16 protein-coding genes are annotated in these 17,114 nt (G+C 70.6%); 3 read left to right on the top strand and 13 right to left on the bottom strand.

What is annotated here, in order from left to right:
- Positions 1–39 precede the first annotated feature (39 nt).
- The gene (locus AXA68_RS11530) at positions 40–1,401 is read right to left on the bottom strand and encodes an aminotransferase class III-fold pyridoxal phosphate-dependent enzyme (protein ID WP_066416848.1); all 1,362 of its coding nucleotides are present in this window, start codon (positions 1,399–1,401) and stop codon (positions 40–42) included.
- 129 nt (positions 1,402–1,530) lie between these two features.
- Positions 1,531–3,228 carry a BCCT family transporter gene (locus tag AXA68_RS11525; RefSeq protein WP_066416846.1) on the bottom strand — a complete coding sequence of 566 codons (1,698 nt, stop codon included), beginning with the start codon at positions 3,226–3,228 and terminating at the stop codon, positions 1,531–1,533.
- A 459-nt stretch (positions 3,229–3,687) separates the two neighbouring features.
- Here AXA68_RS11525 and AXA68_RS11520 point away from each other — a divergent pair, with 459 nt between their 5' ends.
- Positions 3,688–4,857 (top strand): histone deacetylase, encoded by a 1,170-nt coding sequence (locus AXA68_RS11520; RefSeq protein ID WP_066416843.1) that lies wholly within the window; start codon positions 3,688–3,690, stop codon positions 4,855–4,857.
- A gap of 75 nt (positions 4,858–4,932) precedes the next feature.
- Here AXA68_RS11520 and AXA68_RS11515 read toward each other — a convergent pair whose 3' ends face one another.
- The 7 genes from AXA68_RS11515 to gcvH form a co-directional block, all read right to left on the bottom strand.
- Positions 4,933–5,811 carry a serine hydrolase gene (locus AXA68_RS11515; protein ID WP_066416841.1) on the bottom strand — a complete coding sequence of 293 codons (879 nt, stop codon included), beginning with the start codon at positions 5,809–5,811 and terminating at the stop codon, positions 4,933–4,935.
- Positions 5,808–6,887, bottom strand: a complete 1,080-nt coding sequence (locus AXA68_RS11510; RefSeq protein ID WP_066416839.1) for a M42 family metallopeptidase — start codon at positions 6,885–6,887, stop codon at positions 5,808–5,810. Before AXA68_RS11510 ends, AXA68_RS11515 begins: the two co-directional genes overlap by 4 nt.
- Before the next feature lie 102 nt (positions 6,888–6,989).
- A complete protein-coding gene (locus AXA68_RS11505) occupies positions 6,990–7,499 on the bottom strand; it encodes a metallophosphoesterase (RefSeq protein ID WP_066416837.1) in 510 nt (169 codons plus the stop codon).
- Between the two features lie 192 nt (positions 7,500–7,691).
- Positions 7,692–8,141 carry a hypothetical protein gene (locus tag AXA68_RS11500; protein ID WP_066416835.1) on the bottom strand — a complete coding sequence of 150 codons (450 nt, stop codon included), beginning with the start codon at positions 8,139–8,141 and terminating at the stop codon, positions 7,692–7,694.
- A 120-nt stretch (positions 8,142–8,261) separates the two neighbouring features.
- A complete protein-coding gene (gene gcvPB / locus AXA68_RS11495) occupies positions 8,262–9,692 on the bottom strand; it encodes an aminomethyl-transferring glycine dehydrogenase subunit GcvPB (protein WP_066416832.1) in 1,431 nt (476 codons plus the stop codon).
- A gap of 1 nt (position 9,693) precedes the next feature.
- A complete protein-coding gene (gene gcvPA / locus AXA68_RS11490; RefSeq protein WP_066416829.1) occupies positions 9,694–11,013 on the bottom strand; it encodes an aminomethyl-transferring glycine dehydrogenase subunit GcvPA in 1,320 nt (439 codons plus the stop codon).
- Positions 11,014–11,191: 178 nt separating this feature from the next.
- Entirely contained in the window at positions 11,192–11,575 is a 384-nt protein-coding gene (gcvH, locus tag AXA68_RS11485) for a glycine cleavage system protein GcvH (RefSeq protein WP_066416826.1), read from the bottom strand.
- A 174-nt stretch (positions 11,576–11,749) separates the two neighbouring features.
- On the opposite strand from gcvH, the gene tmk reads away from it, so the two are divergent.
- On the top strand, positions 11,750–12,349 hold the full coding sequence (tmk, locus tag AXA68_RS11480) for a dTMP kinase (RefSeq protein WP_066416824.1): 600 nt from the start codon (positions 11,750–11,752) through the stop codon (positions 12,347–12,349).
- A 56-nt stretch (positions 12,350–12,405) separates the two neighbouring features.
- Here tmk and AXA68_RS11475 read toward each other — a convergent pair whose 3' ends face one another.
- Both AXA68_RS11475 and AXA68_RS11470 read right to left on the bottom strand, forming a co-directional pair.
- The gene (locus AXA68_RS11475) at positions 12,406–12,726 is read right to left on the bottom strand and encodes a hypothetical protein (protein WP_066416820.1); all 321 of its coding nucleotides are present in this window, start codon (positions 12,724–12,726) and stop codon (positions 12,406–12,408) included.
- 94 nt (positions 12,727–12,820) lie between these two features.
- The gene (locus AXA68_RS11470; RefSeq protein WP_066416818.1) at positions 12,821–13,354 is read right to left on the bottom strand and encodes a DUF5813 family protein; all 534 of its coding nucleotides are present in this window, start codon (positions 13,352–13,354) and stop codon (positions 12,821–12,823) included.
- 157 nt (positions 13,355–13,511) lie between these two features.
- On the opposite strand from AXA68_RS11470, the gene AXA68_RS11465 reads away from it, so the two are divergent.
- A complete protein-coding gene (locus tag AXA68_RS11465; RefSeq protein WP_066416816.1) occupies positions 13,512–14,837 on the top strand; it encodes a carboxylate--amine ligase in 1,326 nt (441 codons plus the stop codon).
- Positions 14,838–14,868: 31 nt separating this feature from the next.
- On the opposite strand, the gene AXA68_RS11460 is transcribed toward AXA68_RS11465, so the two are convergent.
- Positions 14,869–15,858: an LLM class flavin-dependent oxidoreductase gene (locus tag AXA68_RS11460; RefSeq protein ID WP_066416813.1), complete on the bottom strand. Its 990-nt coding sequence runs from the start codon at positions 15,856–15,858 to the stop codon at positions 14,869–14,871.
- A 2-nt stretch (positions 15,859–15,860) separates the two neighbouring features.
- Positions 15,861–16,994: an acyl-CoA dehydrogenase family protein gene (locus tag AXA68_RS11455; RefSeq protein ID WP_066416810.1), complete on the bottom strand. Its 1,134-nt coding sequence runs from the start codon at positions 16,992–16,994 to the stop codon at positions 15,861–15,863.
- Positions 16,995–17,114: the final 120 nt, after the last annotated feature.

Raw genomic sequence — 17,114 nt, 5'->3', positions numbered from 1 at the left:
GTCCGAACGTCCCCGACCAGTTCGACCGAACCCGGCGTCTCAGGCGGTCGTCGGCGTCGGTCCCGCGGCCGCGACCGCGTCGAGGAAGATCGAGATCCCCAGGTCGATCTCGCGTTCCGTCGAGTCGAGCGGGGGGAGAAGCCGGATCGTCTTCTTGCCGCAGCCGAGCGTGAGGAGGCCGCGCTCCAGCGCCTCCCTGACGACCTCGCCGCGGCGTTCCGGCGTGTCGAACTCGACGGCGAGCATGAGCCCCTTCCCGCGCACGTCGACCACGTGGTCGCCCGCGTCGTCCGCGAGCAGTTCCTTCGCTTGCCGGCCGCGCGTCCGCGCGTTCGCGAGCAGGTCGTGCTCCTCTATCGCCTCGATCGTGAGCGCGCCCATCATCGACCCGAGGAGGTCGCCGCCGCCGAACGTGGAGCCGAGCCGGTTCTTCTCGTCGGGGAACAGCTCCGAGCGGCCGACGGTCGCGCCGACCCGGAGCGCCTTCGCCGCCCCGATCACGTCGGGTTCGAGGTCGTAGTGCTCCGACGCCCAGAACGTTCCGGTGCGGCCGACGCCGGACTGGATCTCGTCGACGATCAGGGGGATGTCGTACTCGTCGGTCACCGCGCCGACCTCCGCCATGAACGACTCGCTCGGGAAGCGGTAGCCGCCGACGCCCTGGATGGGCTCGAGGACGACGAACGCGACCTCCGCGGGGTCGACGTGGCCGCCCTCCGGAGAGAGCGCGTTCCGCAACTGGGAGCCGCCGCCGGCGAAGAAGCCGCAGTCGCACGTCTCGGCGGTACACTCGCGATCCGCGCAGAACGGCACCGTCTCGATCCCGGCGACCTCCGGGTAGTGGCGGGTGTACACGTCCTTGGAGTTGGTGAGAGAGAGCGTTCCGAGGGTCCGGCCGTGGAAGCTCCCGCCGAACGCGAAGCCGTACTTCGCGGCCGGCTTGTGGTCGTGAGCGACCTTCATCGCGTTCTCGATCGCCTCCGCCCCGGAGTTCGAGAGGAAGACGGTGTCGAGCCCGAACGTCGCGGAGACCTCCGTGAGCCGCTCCATCAGCTGGGCCGATCCGGGGAACGGCGCGTCGTCGGGGTCCGGTCCGGAGCCGAAGTACATGTCCTGGCCCGCGATCTTCATCGGCTCGACGAGGTCGAACTCCCGGAGCGTGCCGAGCACCTTCTCGTTGTTGTAGCCGAGCGGCGCGGCCCCGATGTGGCACGTGAAGTCCATGAGGACGTTGCCGTCGACGTCGGTGACGAAGGGGCCGTCGGCCTCGCGGGTGACGTCCCAGACGAACTCGTGGGAGTACTCGCTGGGCGCGGCGTGCTCGCCGTAGCGTTCCACCCATTTCTCGGCGTTCGGACCCGGCAGACCGCCGGCGTCCGGCTCCGCAGTGTCCCTGTCCATACACAGTAAGTGTGTACAGTGTCCATTAAAACCTTCTCCCGACGCGCGAGCGGGCGAACGGGGACGCGAGCGGAACGGGCGGGAAACGCCGGCCGCTTCCTTCGTCGGTCGATTCGGTCGCCGGCCGATTCAGTCGTCGTCGGACCCGGCGACGGACCCGGACCCCGATCCGGAGTCGTCCTTCGATCCGTACAACACGGTGTCGTTCTGGAAGAGCACCTGATCGTAGTTCTCGCCGAAGTCCTTGATCAGCGCCAACATCGCGAGGAAGCAGACGAAGGCGAACGGCGTTCCGGTGATGATCGCCGCCTGCTGGAGCGTGTTCGCGCTGCCGGTGCCGCCGAGGATCATCAGGATCGCCGCGGTCATCCCGAGGACGACGCCCCAGAAGATCCGGTTGATGTTCGACGGCTTGGCCTTCCCGCCGGTCGTCATCATCGAGACGGCGAGCGTCGAGGAGTCCGCGGACGTGACGAAGAAGGTCGTCACGAGGATCATGAACACGTAGATCAGCACGGACCCGATCGGGATCGTCATCGACGCTCCGCCGAGGTTCAACGTGAAGTTCAGCGCCTCGAAGAGGATGAACCCGGACACCTCCGGCCCGGCCTCGCCGGCGATCACCGCGCCGAAGTCAGCGATACCGTTGTGCTGTGCCCAGACCGCGGTGCCGCCGACGAACGTGAACCACGGGATCGTTGCGCCGGAGGTCGCGACGATCCCGGTAAAGGCGACCTCACGGACGGTCCGCCCCTTGGAGATCCGCGCGATGAACAGCCCCGCGAACGGCGACCACGAGAGCGCCCACGCCCAGTAGAACACCGTCCACGCGTTCATCCAGCCGGTCGCGCCCGACTCGCCCGCGCCCATCGGTCCGGCACCGGTGAAGAGGCTCATCGAGACGAACTCGCTGATCATGCCGCCGAACGCCTGCGTCCCGAGCAGCACGAGGAACAGCGTCGGACCCACGACGAACGTCACGAGCATGAGCGCGACGAAGAGCACCATGTTGAAGTTCGAGAGCCGGCGGATCCCCTTGTCGACCCCGAGCACCATCGAGGTCGTGAAAAGCAGGGTCATCATGGTGACGACGAGCAGGATGCCGAGATCGCCCATGTTGATCCCCCACTGGTAGTCGAGCCCGGTGACGAACTGGCTCCCGATGAACCCGAGCGACGTGGCGACGCCGCCGATCGTCGCGAAGACGGCGAGGACGTCGACGACCTTCGCGAGCGGACCGTCGAGGTTGTCGGCACCGAGGATCGGCGTGAGCGCCGAGGAGACGCGCAGCGGGACGCTCTCGTAGTTGTACGCGAAGTAGCCGATCGCGATGCCCATGATGGTGAACACCGCGAGCTGCGGTAGCGCCCAGTGGAACAGCGTCTGCTGGACGGCGATCGTCATCGCCTCGGCCGTTCCGCCCTCGACGGTACTGAACAGCGGCGAGGGGTTGCTGTAGTAGAACAGCGCCTCGGTCGGACCCCAGAAGACGACGCCCGCCGCGAAGCCAGCCGAGTACAACATCGCGAAGAAGGAGAGGAAGCTGTACTCCGGCGGCTCGTCGCCGAGCTTGATGGCGCCCCACGGCCCCACGATCAGGAACAGCAGGAACAACACGATCAGGAAGACGATGAGCAGCAGCGCCCAGTTGAACGCGCCGAGCAGCTGGTTGTTCAGCGACGAGATGCCGCTCTCGACGGCGGACGGATTGATGAAGAACGCGACGATCACGCCCAGGGTTATCAGCGCGCCGAACGCGAAGACGGTCGGGTCGATCTCCTCCCGGAACGTCGCGATCGGACCGTCCGCCTCCTCCGCGTCGCTCACGCGGGATCACCCCCGCGGAACCGTCTCGAGATAGGGCGCACGCGACGGTCGTCGTCCGATTCCCCCCGCCGGCCGGTTTCCGTGATACGTGATAGCACAGTCCGGTTGTTGAATCGGCCTTACATAAATGTTGTCCTTTTTCGTATTCGTAGTACACGGTTGTTGTGTATACCCGGCGCGAGCGGACCGGAGAACCGGAACGGCGTGCCGGAACTTCGAGTCGTCGATCCGTCGCCGTACCGCTCCGTCGCCGTACCGCTCCGTCGCCGTACCGCTCCGTCGCCGTACCGATCCGCCGTCACGCCGGGATCTTTTCACCCCCTCCCGCGAAAGCGTGGGCATGCGACACGCGACGCACGCGCCGTCCGCACGGGCGGCCGCCGATCCGCGAGAGAGCCGACCGTCGCCGATCCCGACCGACTCGAGCGGAGCGGACCCGATTCGCGGGAGGGAGAACCGATGACCGCCGAACCGACCGCGAACGGAGGCGACGCCGATCTCACCGTCTTCTGGCACGAGCGCATGCTGGATCACGAACAGCCGCCGGGAGCGTTCAAGCATCCCTCGACGCCGATCGTCGCCGCCGACGAGACCCACCCGGACCGCCGCGAGCGCGTCGAGAACATCGTGGCGACGGTGGAACACGGCTTCCCCGAGGAGAGCCGCTTCGTCGAGCCCGACCGGGCGACGCGGGACGCGATCGAGCGCGTTCACGACGCGGACTACGTGGACTGGCTGGAGGGGTTCTGTGCCGACGGCGGCGGCCGGATCGGCCGGACGACCACCGGGGCGAACGAGGCGACGTACGACGCGGCGCGGGTCGCGGCGGGGGCCGCGGTCGCCGCCGTCGACCACGCGCTGTCCGGGCGGCCGGGAGTCCCGTACGCGCTGTGTCGTCCGAGCGGCCACCACGCGCAGCCGACCCAGGCGGACGGGTTCTGTTTCCTCAACAACGCGGCCATCGCGGCCGAGGAGGCGCTCGCCTCGGGCGCGGACCGGGTGGCGATCGTCGACTGGGACGTCCACCACGGCAACGGGACCCAGGAGGCCTTCTACGACCGCGACGACGTCCTCCTCGTGAGCGCCCACCACGATCACGGCTCGTGGTCCGAGTACCACCCGCAGGAGGGGTCGCTCGTGGAGGACGGCGCGGGCGACGGGACGGGGTACACCCTCAACGTCCCGCTCCCGCCGGGCACCGGCGACCGCGGGTACGAGCGCCTGTTCGAGACGATCGTCGAACCGGTCGTCCGCTCGTACGACCCCGACCTCGTCCTCGTGAGTGCCGGGCAGGACGCGGGCACGGTCGACCCCAACGGCCGAAACCTCGTCACCCGCGGCGGGTTCCGGACGCTCGGGTCCAGAGTTCGGGCGCTCGCCGACGACGCCGCCGACGGCCGTCTGGCGCTGATCCAGGAGGGCGGCTACCAGCCGTCGCACCTCTCTTTTGCCACCCTCGGCGTCCTCGAGGGCGTGCTCGACCGCCTCGTCGACCTGGACGGGTACGGCCACGACGACCCGATGGCGTGGCTCGACGAGCCGACCGAACTCGTCGACGCGTGGCTCGACGAGGCGATAGGGCACTACCGAACGCACTGGTCGATCCTGGCGGAGTCCGACGACGGGTAACGCCACGTCGGCAGTTCCCGTTCTCCGCCGTTACCGCCCGCCGCGTTCCTCCCGTCAGTCGCCGCGTTCCTCTCGTCAGTCGCCGCGTTCCCGCCGTAGCGCCGTGAACCGCTCGAACGCCGCGTCCCCGACCGCCGCGACCGCGTCGCCCGCGTCGCCACCGTTCTCGGCTTGCGTCGCGAACGCCGTGAACACGAGCGGCGGCGTCCCGCCGTCGTCGGCCCGAACGACCCCGGCGTCCAGCGCCGCCGTCGGGAGACCGCCGGTCTTGTGTGCGATCGGCGTCCCGTACGGGAGGTAGCGGGCGAACAGCGACGCGTCCTTCTGCTCGTCGAGCGGCACGCGGAGCCGGTCGTACGCCGCCGGCGACAGCGTCGACTCGTGGACGATGTCGGCGAAGAAACGGGCGCAGTCGGCCGGCGTGGTGACGTTCGCCGGCTCGCCGTCGGGCTGTTCGCCGAGCGGCTCGAAGTCGTGGCCCTCGAGCGTCGCCATCATCTTCCGGCGGAGCCGCGTGTCGGCCATGCCGAGCCGGCTCGCGGCCGCCTCGATCCGCTCCGCGCCGAGCTCGTCGATCAGCTGGTTGGTCGCGGCGTTGTCGCTGATCGCGATGGTCGCCCGCGCGAGGTCCTCGAGCGACGGGGTCGGATCGTCGAGGAGGTGAAATATCCCGCTGCCGCCGACGCGGTTCTCGGCCGCGATCGGTCGCGGCTCCGCGAGCGCGTCGAGCCGTCCGTCGTACTCCTCGTAGAGCGCGTAGAGTACGGGGAGCTTGATGGTGCTCGCGGCGACGAACGCCTCGTCCGCGTTCCGCCGGTGGAGCACGTCGAGCGCGTCCGGTCCCCGCGACAGGCCGAGGAGGACGCCGAGGCGGCCGTCGAACCGGTCGGCGATCACGTCGATCGCTTCCGCGAGGTCCGCGTCGGTCTCGACGGGCGGGCGGTCGGGTCTCATCCGTGCCGGACCTCGTTCCGGTCGGGGAACGGCGTGCGTATCGCCTCCGCGAGCGCGACCGCCGCCTCGTTCGCGTCGGCGAGCGAGAGCGTCTCGACCGGCGAGTGCGTGTACCGGCAGGGAACCGCGACCGCGCCGGCGTGGCGGCCCCCACGGACCCCCTGGAACTCGGTCGCGTCGGTCGTTCCCCGCAGCATCACCGCCTCCTGAACCGACACGTCGACCGCCCTCGCGGATCCCGTGAGCCAGGAGCGCGTCCGCCGGTCAACGAGGAGGCCGCCGAACAGGTACTCGGAGGTACCGTCGCCGAACTCGACGACCGGGCCGCCGTCGACCTCGACGGCCGGCCGTCCGTCGACGCCCGAAGGGTAGTCGTTCGCGGGAAATATCTCGAGCGCGACGGCCACGTCCGGATCCACCGAATGTCCGGCGGCCCGCGCCCCGCGCAGCCCGACCTCCTCCTGAGTCGTGGCCACGTAGTGGACCGTCGCGTCGGCGTCCTCCTCGCGGGCGACCGCGAGCAGGACCGCGAGCGGCACGCGGTCGTCGAGCGCCCGTCCCGCGATCCGGTCGTTCGCCAGTCGCGTCACCGTCCGGTCCCACGTCGCGTGATCCCCCGGCTCCACGTCGAGGGCCGCGACCTCCGACCGGCTCGTCGCCCCCACGTCGATGACGAGGTCCTCGGCCAGCGACTCCCGCTCCTCGTCGGTCATCCGGTGGCGGGACTTCGGACCGATCACACCGGGGACCGCCTCCGGACCGATCCGGACCTCCTGGCCCGGGAGGTTCCCCTTGTAGTGGCCACCGAGCATCACGAACTCCAGGAACCCGTCGTCGGTGACCTCCTCGACGAGCAGCGCGAGCTCGTCGGTGTGGGCCGCGAACATCAGCTCAGGGGCGTCGGGGTCCCCCTCGCTCGTCGCGATGAGGTTCCCCATCGGGTCGTAGAAGACGGCGTCCACGTGCGGTTCGACGAGCTCCTCGAAGACCGCCGCGACCGGATACTCGTCGCCCGGCGGGCCGCGCGCGGCGACCAGTCGTTCGACGTCCTCGAACTCGACCGTCGGTTCGGACATGTCGCGACGCTCCCGGCGGAGCGGCATAACGCCTCGGGAAGGGGTCACGCGGTGCCGGCTCCCGACCGTCGCTCGGCTCCCCGCGGCTCCCGTTCCGGCGTCTCACCGATCCAGGCGGTGGTGCGTCACGGCCGCGACGCCCGACTCCGTCGTGTCGAGCGTCGCGACGCGGAAGTCGTCGTCCGCGCCCGCGACCGGGATCGGGAGGCCGCCGGGGTTCACCCGCACGGTGCCGTCCCGCTCCTCGACCTCGTGTGCGTGCGTGTGGCCGTGGAGGACGTAGTCGTAGTCGCCGCAGTCGACGAGCGCGTCGACGACGACCTCGCTCGTCCCGTGCGTGACGGCCACGTCGACGCCGTCGAACGAGAGCGTCCCGGCCTCGCCGTGGTAGGTCCCGAACGCGTTCACCGTGGACTCCACCGCCCACTCGCCGTCGTTGTTGCCGCGGACGGCGTGGAAGTCGAACCCGGCGTCGAAGGGGGTCACGGAGAAGGGGGCGACGAAGTCGCCGCAGTGGACGACCGCGTCGACGCCCGCCGATTCGAACAGATCGATCGCCGCCTCCACGGCGGCGAGGTCGTCGTGGGTGTCGGAGACGATGCCGACGAGCATGCCCGCCGGTACGCACGTGACATCCAAAAGCCACGGGGGTGGCGCGTCGAAAGCCGGCGGGATCGCGCGCGGTCGCCCCCGATTCCCGCCGATCACGCCCACTCCCCGACGATCACGCCACCTCTCCACCGATCACGCCCACTCCCCGACGATCACACCCGCTATCTGCTGATCACGCCCGCTACCTGTCGATCACGCGTCGACGGTCTCCACCGGGTCGTCGCCGCGCTCGTCGCCCGTCGCGTCGCCCCCGCGTCGCCGGCGACGCCGCCGGAACTCGCGGAGGGCCGCGAGGACGTACGCCGCCCCGACGGCTCTGAGAAGCGGCGTCGAGCGGTCCGCCCACCGGACCTCGTCCGGCTCCTCGTACAGGAGTCGGGCGGCGAAGGCCCGGTACGCCCTCGGGACCGCGAACACGACGAGGCCGAAGACGCCGGTGACGTTCGCGAGCCACGCGTAGGCGCGGCCGCCGAGCAGGCCGGCGGCGACCGCGAGGACGCCCTCGGCGCGGACCGCGGAGCCGACCCACGGCTTCGTCTCCGCGTCGGTCCCCTCGAGCGCGACCGCCTCGAAGGCGTCGACCGCTCGGTCCGGAAACAGCGCGGCGAGGGCTCCGGCGAGCCCGAGGATAGCTCGTATCATGCGCGTTCGTACGGCCCGTCGGGAGAAAGGGTCGTCGACGGTTCTCACGCTCCGAGAGCGGTCGGGACCGGTCGGGAGCAGTCTGACGGCTCGCCGGGGGCGGACGGTCCGCCCTCTCGACTACTCCCCGTCGAGCGCCTGCCAGGAGAGCCGCGGGTTCCGGGCGGCCCCGACCTGGTCGATCCGGGCGGCCGCAGTCCGGTTCGGCGCGGTCTCGAGCGCCTCGTCGGCGTCGGCGTACGCGAGGTCGAACGCCTCCGCGAGGTCATCGAGCGAGGAGCGGTTCTCGATCTCCGTCGGCTCCGTCAACATCGCCTCGGGCACCATCTCGGGCCACTTCGTCGTCGGCGGGTGGACGCCGAAGTCCAGCATGCGTTTGGCCACGTCGGCGGCGCCGCGGTCGCCCGCGGTCGCCGCGAACTCGTGGTGGAAGGGGCCGTAGGGGACCTCGAGGTCGATCCGCTCGGCGAGGTAGTTCGCGTTGAGCACGGCCTTCGCCGCGGCGTCGGAGAGCCCCTCGTCGCCGAGGCGGGCGATGTACGCGTACGCCTTGATCAACACGAGCCAGTTGCCCTCGAAGCCGTGGACCTTTCCGATCGACTCGGCGGGCTCGAACCGCTCGTACCCCCTCTCGCCGTTCGTCTCGCGGACCCGCGGGCTCGGGAGGAAGTCGGCCAGCTCCGCCGTGACCCCGACGGGGCCCGCGCCGGGGCCGCCGCCGCCGTGGGGCGTCGCGAACGTCTTGTGGACGTTGTAGTGCATCACGTCGAACCCCATGTCGCCGGGGCGGCCGCGGCCGAGCAGCGCGTTGAGGTTCGCGCCGTCGTAGTAGAGCAGGCCGCCCGCGTCGTGGACGATCTCGGCTATCTCCGTGATGTCGCGCTCGAAGAGTCCCACCGTGTTCGGGTTCGTCAACATCAGGGCGGCGGTGTCGTCGCCGACGGCGGCCTCGAGCGCCTCCAGGTCGACGCGCCCGTCCTCGCCGGAGGGCAACTCGACCACGTCGTAGCCGGCGGTCGCGGCGGTCGCGAAGTTGGTCCCGTGGGCGGACGCCGGGATCACCACCTCCGAGCGGTCGTTGCCGTGGTGCTCGTGGTACGCCTTCGCGATCAGGATCCCCGTGAGTTCGCCGGCAGCGCCCGCGGGCGGCTGGAGGGTGACGGCGTCCATCCCGCCGATGTCCGCGAGGAACCTCTGGAGCCGGTACTGTAACTCGAGGTTCCCCTGAACCGACCGGTCCGGGCGGTCGGGGTGGACCGCGGCGTTCGGGTCCGCGGCCACGTCCTCCGTGAACTTCGGGTTGTACTTCATCGTACAGCTCCCGAGCGGGTACGGGCCGGAGTCGATCGCCCAGTTCATCTGCGAGAGCCGGGTGTAGTGGCGGGCGATCTCCGGCTCCGAGGGCGCGGGAAGCGTGAGCTCCTCGCGGGTCAGATCGTCGGGGAGCGGCGACTCCTCGCGCACGTCGACCGTCTCCTCGCCCTTCTCGGAGAGCAGCGGCTCGTGAACCGCCTCCTCCTCGCGCGTGTAGTCGGCCTGGTCGTGGATCATCTCAGATCACCTCCTCGAACGCCGCGACGAGGCCGTCGGACTTCCCGGCGGTGAGGTCGGTCACGCACACCTGGAGCAGATGCTCGCCGACGACGTGGACGAGGAATCCCTCGTCGGCGAGGTCCTCGGCCACGGGAGCCGCCGGCTGGTCGGTCCGTACCGCGAACTCCCGGACGTGGTGGCGGTCGTGGACCGGCGCGGCCGCCCCGGAGACCTCGTCGATGCGATCGGCGAGGTCGGCGGCCTCGCGCACGCAGTCGTTCGCGAGGTCGACGAGGCCGTCCGGCCCGAGCCACGCGGCGTGGATCGCCGCGCGCAGCGCGACCCACGCCTGGTTCGTACAGATGTTCGATGTCGCCCGCTCCTTGCGGATGTGCTGTTCGCGCGTCTGGAGCGTGAGCGTGAACGCCCGGTCGCCGGCGGCGTCCTCGCTCGCGCCCACGAGCCGGCCGGGGACTTGCCGGAGGTGCTCCTCGCGGCAGGCGAAGATCCCCAGTCCCATCCCGTAGGCGGTCGGGAGCCCGAGCGCACCGGCCTCGCCGACGACGACGTCGGCGCCGACGCTCGCGGGCTCCTCGAGCACCGACAGCGCGACGACGTCCGACCCCAGCGTGAACAGCGCGTCGCCGTCGTCGGCGATCTCGCCGATCGCGGCGAGGTTCTCCTCGATACAGCCGCGGAGCGTGGGGTTCTCCGCGTACACCATGACGACGTCGTCGCCGACGCGGTCGGCGAGGGCGTCGAGGTCGGCGATCCCGTCGTCCATCGGGTACGACTCGACGGTCAGGTCCGCGCCGGCACAGTAGTTGTCGAGGACCGCCCGCTTCCCCTCCCGGAGGTGGCCGGGGACGAGGACCACGTCGCCGGACGTCGAGCGCGTGCGGTCCGCGAGCGTCGCGGCCTCCGCCAGCGCGGTGGCGGCGTCGTACATCGAGCAGTTCGCGACCGGGAGGCCGGTGAGCTCCACGAGCATCGACTGGTACTCGAAGAGCGCCTGGAGGAACCCCTGGGAGATCTCCGGCTGGTACTGCGTGTAGCTCGTGAGGAACTCCGCGCGGTCCGAGAGGTGGTCGACGACGCTCGGCACGTAGTGGGCGTAGTGGCCGCGGCCGAGGAACTCCGTCGCGTCGGCGTTCCGGCCGAAGATGCGGGCGCACTCGTCGCGGATCCCGCGTTCGGTCCGGGCGTCGATCCCGAACTCGCCGTCGAAGGCGACCGCCTCGGGAATGTCGAAGAGCGCCTCCTCGTCGTCGACGCCGACCGCCTCCAGCATCGCCGCGGTCTCGGCGTCGGTGTGGGGCGCGTACGGGCTCCCGCTCATCTGCGCCCCGCGTCGGTTCCGGTCGCGGCGGCCGCGGCGTTCGTGGCGGACGATCCGGTTCGTCGGTTCGGTCCGGATCGTCGGTTCGGTTCGGTCGGTCCGATCCGTCGGGTCGGTCTCGATGGGGTCTGGTGGCTCGGCATGTGGTGTCGGTTCGATGTGTCGGGACGCTCCACGTTCAGGCGATCTGCGCGTCGTACTCGTCGGCGTCGAGCAGGTCGTCGCCTCCGACGCCGTCGCTCGGGGCGACCTCGATCAGCCAGCCGTCGCCGTAGGGGTCCTCGTTGACGAGTTCGGGGCGGTCGAAGAGCTCCTCGTTGACCGCGAGGACCTCCCCGGAAACGGGTGAGTACACGTCCGAGACCGCCTTGATGGACTCGACCACGCCGAACGCCTCGCCCGCCACGACCTCGTCGCCGGCGTCGGGAAGCTCGACGAAGACCACGTCGCCGAGCTCGTCCTGTGCGAAGTCGGAGATCCCGACCCGGACTGTCTCGTCGTCGACGGTGGTCCACTCGTGCGATTCCAGGTATCGTAACTCGTCGGGAACTTCGAAGCTCATTGTGGGATCGATCGCGGCACACGCCGACCGGCGGTTCGGTCCGAGCGCCCCCGCGACACGCGTGCGTATGCCTACCGAGGACGGGGAAATAAAAGGTGTGTTCCCGGCGGTCGCTCCCGGCCCCTACCGACCGGATCCCGACGGTTTATTCTCCCGGCGGGTCGGAGCGCGAGCATGCTGATCACGCTGGAGGGGCTGGACGGGAGCGGGAAGACGACCGTGTGGGAGGCGTTACGGGACGTCCACCCGGACGCCGTCTTCACCCGCGAGCCGACCGACAGCTGGTACGGCGACGCGGTGTACCGCTCGATGGGCGACGCGGACGCCGACCCGCTCGCGGAGCTCTTCTTGTACACCGCCGACCACGCCGACCACCTCTCGGGGACGATCCGGCCCGCGCTCGCCGAGGGGAACCTCGTCGTCTCGGACCGGTACTCCGACTCCCGGTTCGCCTACCAGGGCGCGACGCTCGCTCGGAGCGACGTCGACATCGCCCGGCCGATGGAGTACGTCCGGGGGATCCACGCCGCCTTCTCGCGCCCGCCGGACGCGACGATCTACCTCGATCTGGACGCGTCGACCGCGGCCGAGCGCGCCGGCCGCACGGACAAGTTCGAGGAGGACGGCTACCTCGCCGCGGTCCGGGAGAACTACGAGCGGCTGATCGACGCCGAGCCCGGCCGGTTCGTCCGCGTCGACGCCACGCGGGCCCCCGAGGACGTGATCGCCCGCGTCGAGGACGTCGTCGCCGACCTCCTCGCGGACGCGGAGTAGGGCGAGAGCCGCGGGAGGTCCAGCCGCGGCTCCTGAACGTCGCGGTTCCTGCCCTCTCACCGCGTGTCCGGAAGCTCGTACTCCTCCGGCGGCGGCACGTAGAGGTAGTCGATCGCGACGCCGAGCACGATCGGGAGTCCGACGAGCGCCGAGACGACGATCGTCGGGCTCACGAGGTCGACGCCCGCGCCGACCCCGATGCCGGTGAAAAAGAGCGTCGAGATCAACAGGAGCATCGGCGTCAACACGACCGTGTACAGCACCCACCCCCACGACGTGGACAGTCGAAGCCTGAAAAAGCGTGTCGTCACGCCGGCGACCAGCGTGTGGAGGGCGACGAGCGCGACCAGGCTCGCGAACCCGAAGAGCGCGATCATACCCCCGCTACGGGCCCCCCGCTTTTGCCCCTATCGCCCCGCCCGGTCCGAGGACGGCGTCGCGGGATCGCTCCGGTCGATCGCCGGTCACGGGTCAGAGCCCCGCGGAGCCGCCGCCCTGTCGTCTGGCCGAGGAGATGAGCCCCTCGACGGGCTCCGTGTACTCGTAGCCGGGGATCACGCCCTGGACGTAGGTCCCCTCGACGAAGTCGACCAGCGCGCCCGCGTCGTCGACGCCGCGCCGCTCGTTGACGTCGGTAAGCGAGAACGACACGGCGACCGTCTCTCCGTCGCGGTCGACTCGCGGCTCGAAGGAGTGGTCCCCGCGGGTGACGCCGCCCACGTCGACGACGCGGCGCTCGAACGTCTCACACCAGCCCGTCTCGACGACGTCGGCCACGTCGTCGACGGTCACCGCCGACAGCGTCGGGACGCGGACGGTGACCGAAAAGCGGATCCGGCCGTCGTCCTCGGGGGTCGGCTCGGCCTCGATCGCGGCGTCGAAGGCGGTCGTCGTCGCGGTCCAGACGCCCTCCCCGGCGGGTTCGAACGAGCCGTGGTCGCGGAAGGCCCGCCGGACGCGTCCCGGCACCTCGTCGACGTCGTCCTCGCGTTCGCTCTCGCTCATACCTCGAGAAGGGCCCGCGTCCTCAAAAGGACCGCGTCGGCGGCGGGACCGGTCGTCGTCGAGGGCGTCGCCGGGGCGACGACTGCCGGCCGTCACCGATGGGGGCACGTCGGACCGGTACTGGTGTACCTTTGTACCCGGACGCGCGAGAACCCCCATGGCAGACCGCTTCCGCTCGACCGAGGGGTTGATCGACGCGCTCGCGGACGCGTCGTTCGACCGGCCGCCCGCGCTCGTCAGCAACGCCCACGTCACCGGCCTCGGCGTCGCCCGCGCGCTCGACGCCCACGGCGTGCCCGTGATCGCGCTCGACCGCGCGGCCGGCGACGGGACGGAGCCCGTCACCCACGACGGGCTCGCGCCGCCCTCGGACGCCGTCGACTTCGCGGGCGCGGTCACCTATCCGCTCGAGGACCTCGACGGCTTCCGCGAGGACGTGGAGGCGATCGTCGACGCCGCCGGGACCGAGGCGGTCGCGTTCGGCTGTATGGACGAGTGGGCGCTCGCGTACGCGGAGGCCGACCCCGACGGGGTCCGGCTCCCCTACTCGGGGATCGACACGATCGACGACGTGTTGAACAAGTCGCGGCTGTACGCGACCTGCGAGGAGCTGGGAATCCCCTACCCGGAGACCCATCGTCTCGGCGGCGGATCCGACGGAACGGGGGAAGACGCCGACGATACCGGGGAGATCGACGAGGACGCCCTCGACGCGGCAGCCGACGCGCTCGGCTTCCCGCTCGTGGTGAAGCCCGCCCGAAAACGCGAGTTCGAGGAGGCGTTCGGCACGAACGTGCTGACCGTCGCCGACCGCGAGGAGTTCGAGGAGGTCGTCGCGAGCGCGGCCGCCGAGGGCGTCGAGGTGATGGCCCAGAAGCGCGTCGATGTCGCGACCGGGAGGGACCACTCGCTGGCGTCATACGTCCCGCCCTCGGGCGTCGACGACGCGCTCGCGGTCGTGGGCAACGCCGCGGTCCGGTACCCGCTCCAGTTCGGGACCTCCTGTCTCGTCGAGACGGCGGACGAGCCCGAGATCGAGGAGCGCGCGCTCGCCGTGCTCGACGACGCCGGCTACCACGGGATCAGCGAGGCGGAGTTCGTCTACGACGACGAGCGCGAGGAGTTCCTGCTGCTCGACGTCAACACCCGCCCGTGGAAGTGGATCTCGCTGCCGGTCGCCGCGGGCGCGAACCTCCCAATGGCGGCGTACGCCTCCGTCACCGACGCGGAGTACGAGCCGGAGGTCGCGGAATCGAGCGAGCCGACGCGGTGGGTGTACCTCCGCGACTACCTCTCGCTTCTCGCCGGCGACGACGCCTTCTGGGACCAGCTGTCGGGCGACGACTGGCGGCGGCTCGTCGCCGGCTCCTTCGAGCGCGAGGGCGACCTGACCACCGGCGTCTACCGCCCGTCCGATCCGGCCCCGGCCGCGAAGCTGTTCGAGACGGAGTTCGTCGACCGCGAGTACTACTGCTCCTGTTGAGGGGTACGCCCGCGGCGTCGGCCGGTCCGGCTCACTCCGTGAGCGATCCGAGGTGGTCGACCGTCTCGCGCATGAGGTCCGCGTCCGCACGCCGCGGGAAGTACAGCGAGAGCCCGTCGACGCCGAGGTCCTCGTAGGCCGCCAGACGCTCGGCCGCCCGTTCGGGCGTGCCGGCGACGGCCGCCGCGTCGACGACCGCGTCGGGGACTCGCTCGGTCGCGGCCTCCGAGCCCTCGTCTCGCCAGGCGTCTCGGATCGCGTCGGCCTCGTCCCCGTACCCCGCTTCCGAGAGCATCCGGTGGTAGAACGACCCCATCGTGCCGACGTAGAACGCGATGTGGTGTCGGACCATGTCGCGAGCGGTTTGTCCGTCCTCCGCCACCGCCGCGACGGTGTTCGGGACGACGGCCAGCTCGTCCGGATCGCGTCCCCGTCCCTCGGCGCTGTCGCGGAACTCCTCGTGGAGCTCCTCGAACCGCCCCTCGGGCATGAACACGGGCATCCACCCGTCGGCCTCGGCGCCGGCCATCCGGACGTTCGTCTCCCCGAGCGCGCCGACGTAGACGGGAACGTCGCCCGGCGGGTCCACCCTGAGCCGGAAGCCCGAGAGGTCGAAGTCCGTTCCGTCGTGGTCCACGACCTCGCCGGAGAGGACCCGTTTTACGATCCGAACGGTCTCCGCCGTCCGGCCGACGGGACGGTCGAACTCGACGCCGTGCCAGTTCTCGATGACGGCGGGACCGCTGACGCCGATCCCGAGGCGGAACCGGCCGTCCGTGGCACGAGCGGCCGTCGCGGCGGCCTGCCCCAGCAACGCGGGTGATCGCGAGTAGACCGGGACGATGCCCGTTCCGAGCGTGACGGTCTCGGTTACCCGTGCGAGCTCCCCGAGCAACGTGAACGCCTCCCAGCCCCAGGTCTCGCCGAGCAGGACGCTCTCGAGTTCGGCTCGTTCGGCGCGACGGGCGAGATCGAGCGTCAGGTCGTGATCGATGTCGCTGACGTTGATTCCGACGTTCATCGTCACAGGGCCTCCTCCGCGATCACTTCTCGCAGTATCTCGTTGGTCCCCTCGTATATCTGTGGGATCTTCGAGAAGCGGAAGAACGTCTCGACGCGGTACTCGTCGAAGACGCCGTACCCGCCGTGTAGCTGGACGGCCTCGCTCGCGACGTCCTCCAGAAGCGTGGTCGCCAGCAGCTTCGCCTTCGCCGACCGGGCGGAGTCGACCTCCCCTTCGCGCTCGAGGTCACGCCCGACCTCGTAGACGAGCGCCCGACCGGCGTCGAGTCGGGTCTCCAGGTCCGCCACCCGGTGGCGAACGGCCTGCTTCTCGGCGACGGCGTCGCCGAACGCCTCCCGCTCCGTGGTGTACTCGCGGAGCAGGTCCATCGCGCCGCGGGCGGCCCCGATCGACGCCGCCGCCACCTCCAGGCGGGCCTCGTCGAGGAAGGCCATCGCCTGATAGAAGCCGTCGCCCTCCTCCCCGAGGCGGTCCTCGACGGGCACGCGTACGTCGTTCAGGAAGACTTGCGCGACGTCGGTCGGGGCCGGTCCGAGATACCCGTCCATCGACGTCCGGTCGACGCCCTCCCGGTCCGTCGGGACGACGAAGGCCGAGATACCGCGATGGGGTTCCTCCGGCTCGCTCGTGCGCGCGTACACGACGAGCGCGTCGGCGACGCTGCCGTTGCTGATGAACACTTTGTCGCCGTTCAGCAGGTACTCGTCGCCGTCGCGCTCGGCCGTCGTCCGGATGGCGGCGAAGTCGGAGCCCGCTTCGGGTTCGGTCATCGCGACCCCCGTGACCGCCTCGCCTCGGGTGGCGGGTCGGACCCACTCCTCGACGTGTTCGTCGCGGCCGTACTCGACGAGCGGTTCACACCCGAACGTCGTCGACGTAACCGACTCGGCGATACCCGGGTCGGCCCGGTGGAGTTCCTCGTTGACCAGCAACGAGGCCACGACGTCGAGCTCCGCACCGCCGACCGACTCGTCGAGTCGGGGGGCGAGCAGGTCCGCCTCGGCGGCGGTCTCGATCACGTCCCAGGGGTAGCGGCCCTCGCGTTCGTGCTCGACCGCGACCGGTTCGATCTCCTCTCGGCCGAACTCGCGCACCTGTCGTCTGATGAAGCGCTCCTCGTCGGTCAGCTCCATGCGAACTACTATCGACGTTTTCTGGATATAACTACCGGCGGCGTCGATGCGGCGATCCGCGGCGATCCGCGGTGATGCGGCGGTTCGCGGCCGTCCGAGGCCGTCCGCGGCCGAGTCCTC

The sequence above is a fragment of the Halorubrum aethiopicum genome (assembly GCF_001542905.1).
GTDB lineage: Archaea > Halobacteriota > Halobacteria > Halobacteriales > Haloferacaceae > Halorubrum > Halorubrum aethiopicum.
The sequence above is the reverse complement of the archived record's forward strand: the minus strand, read 5'-3'. Positions and strand labels throughout refer to the sequence as shown.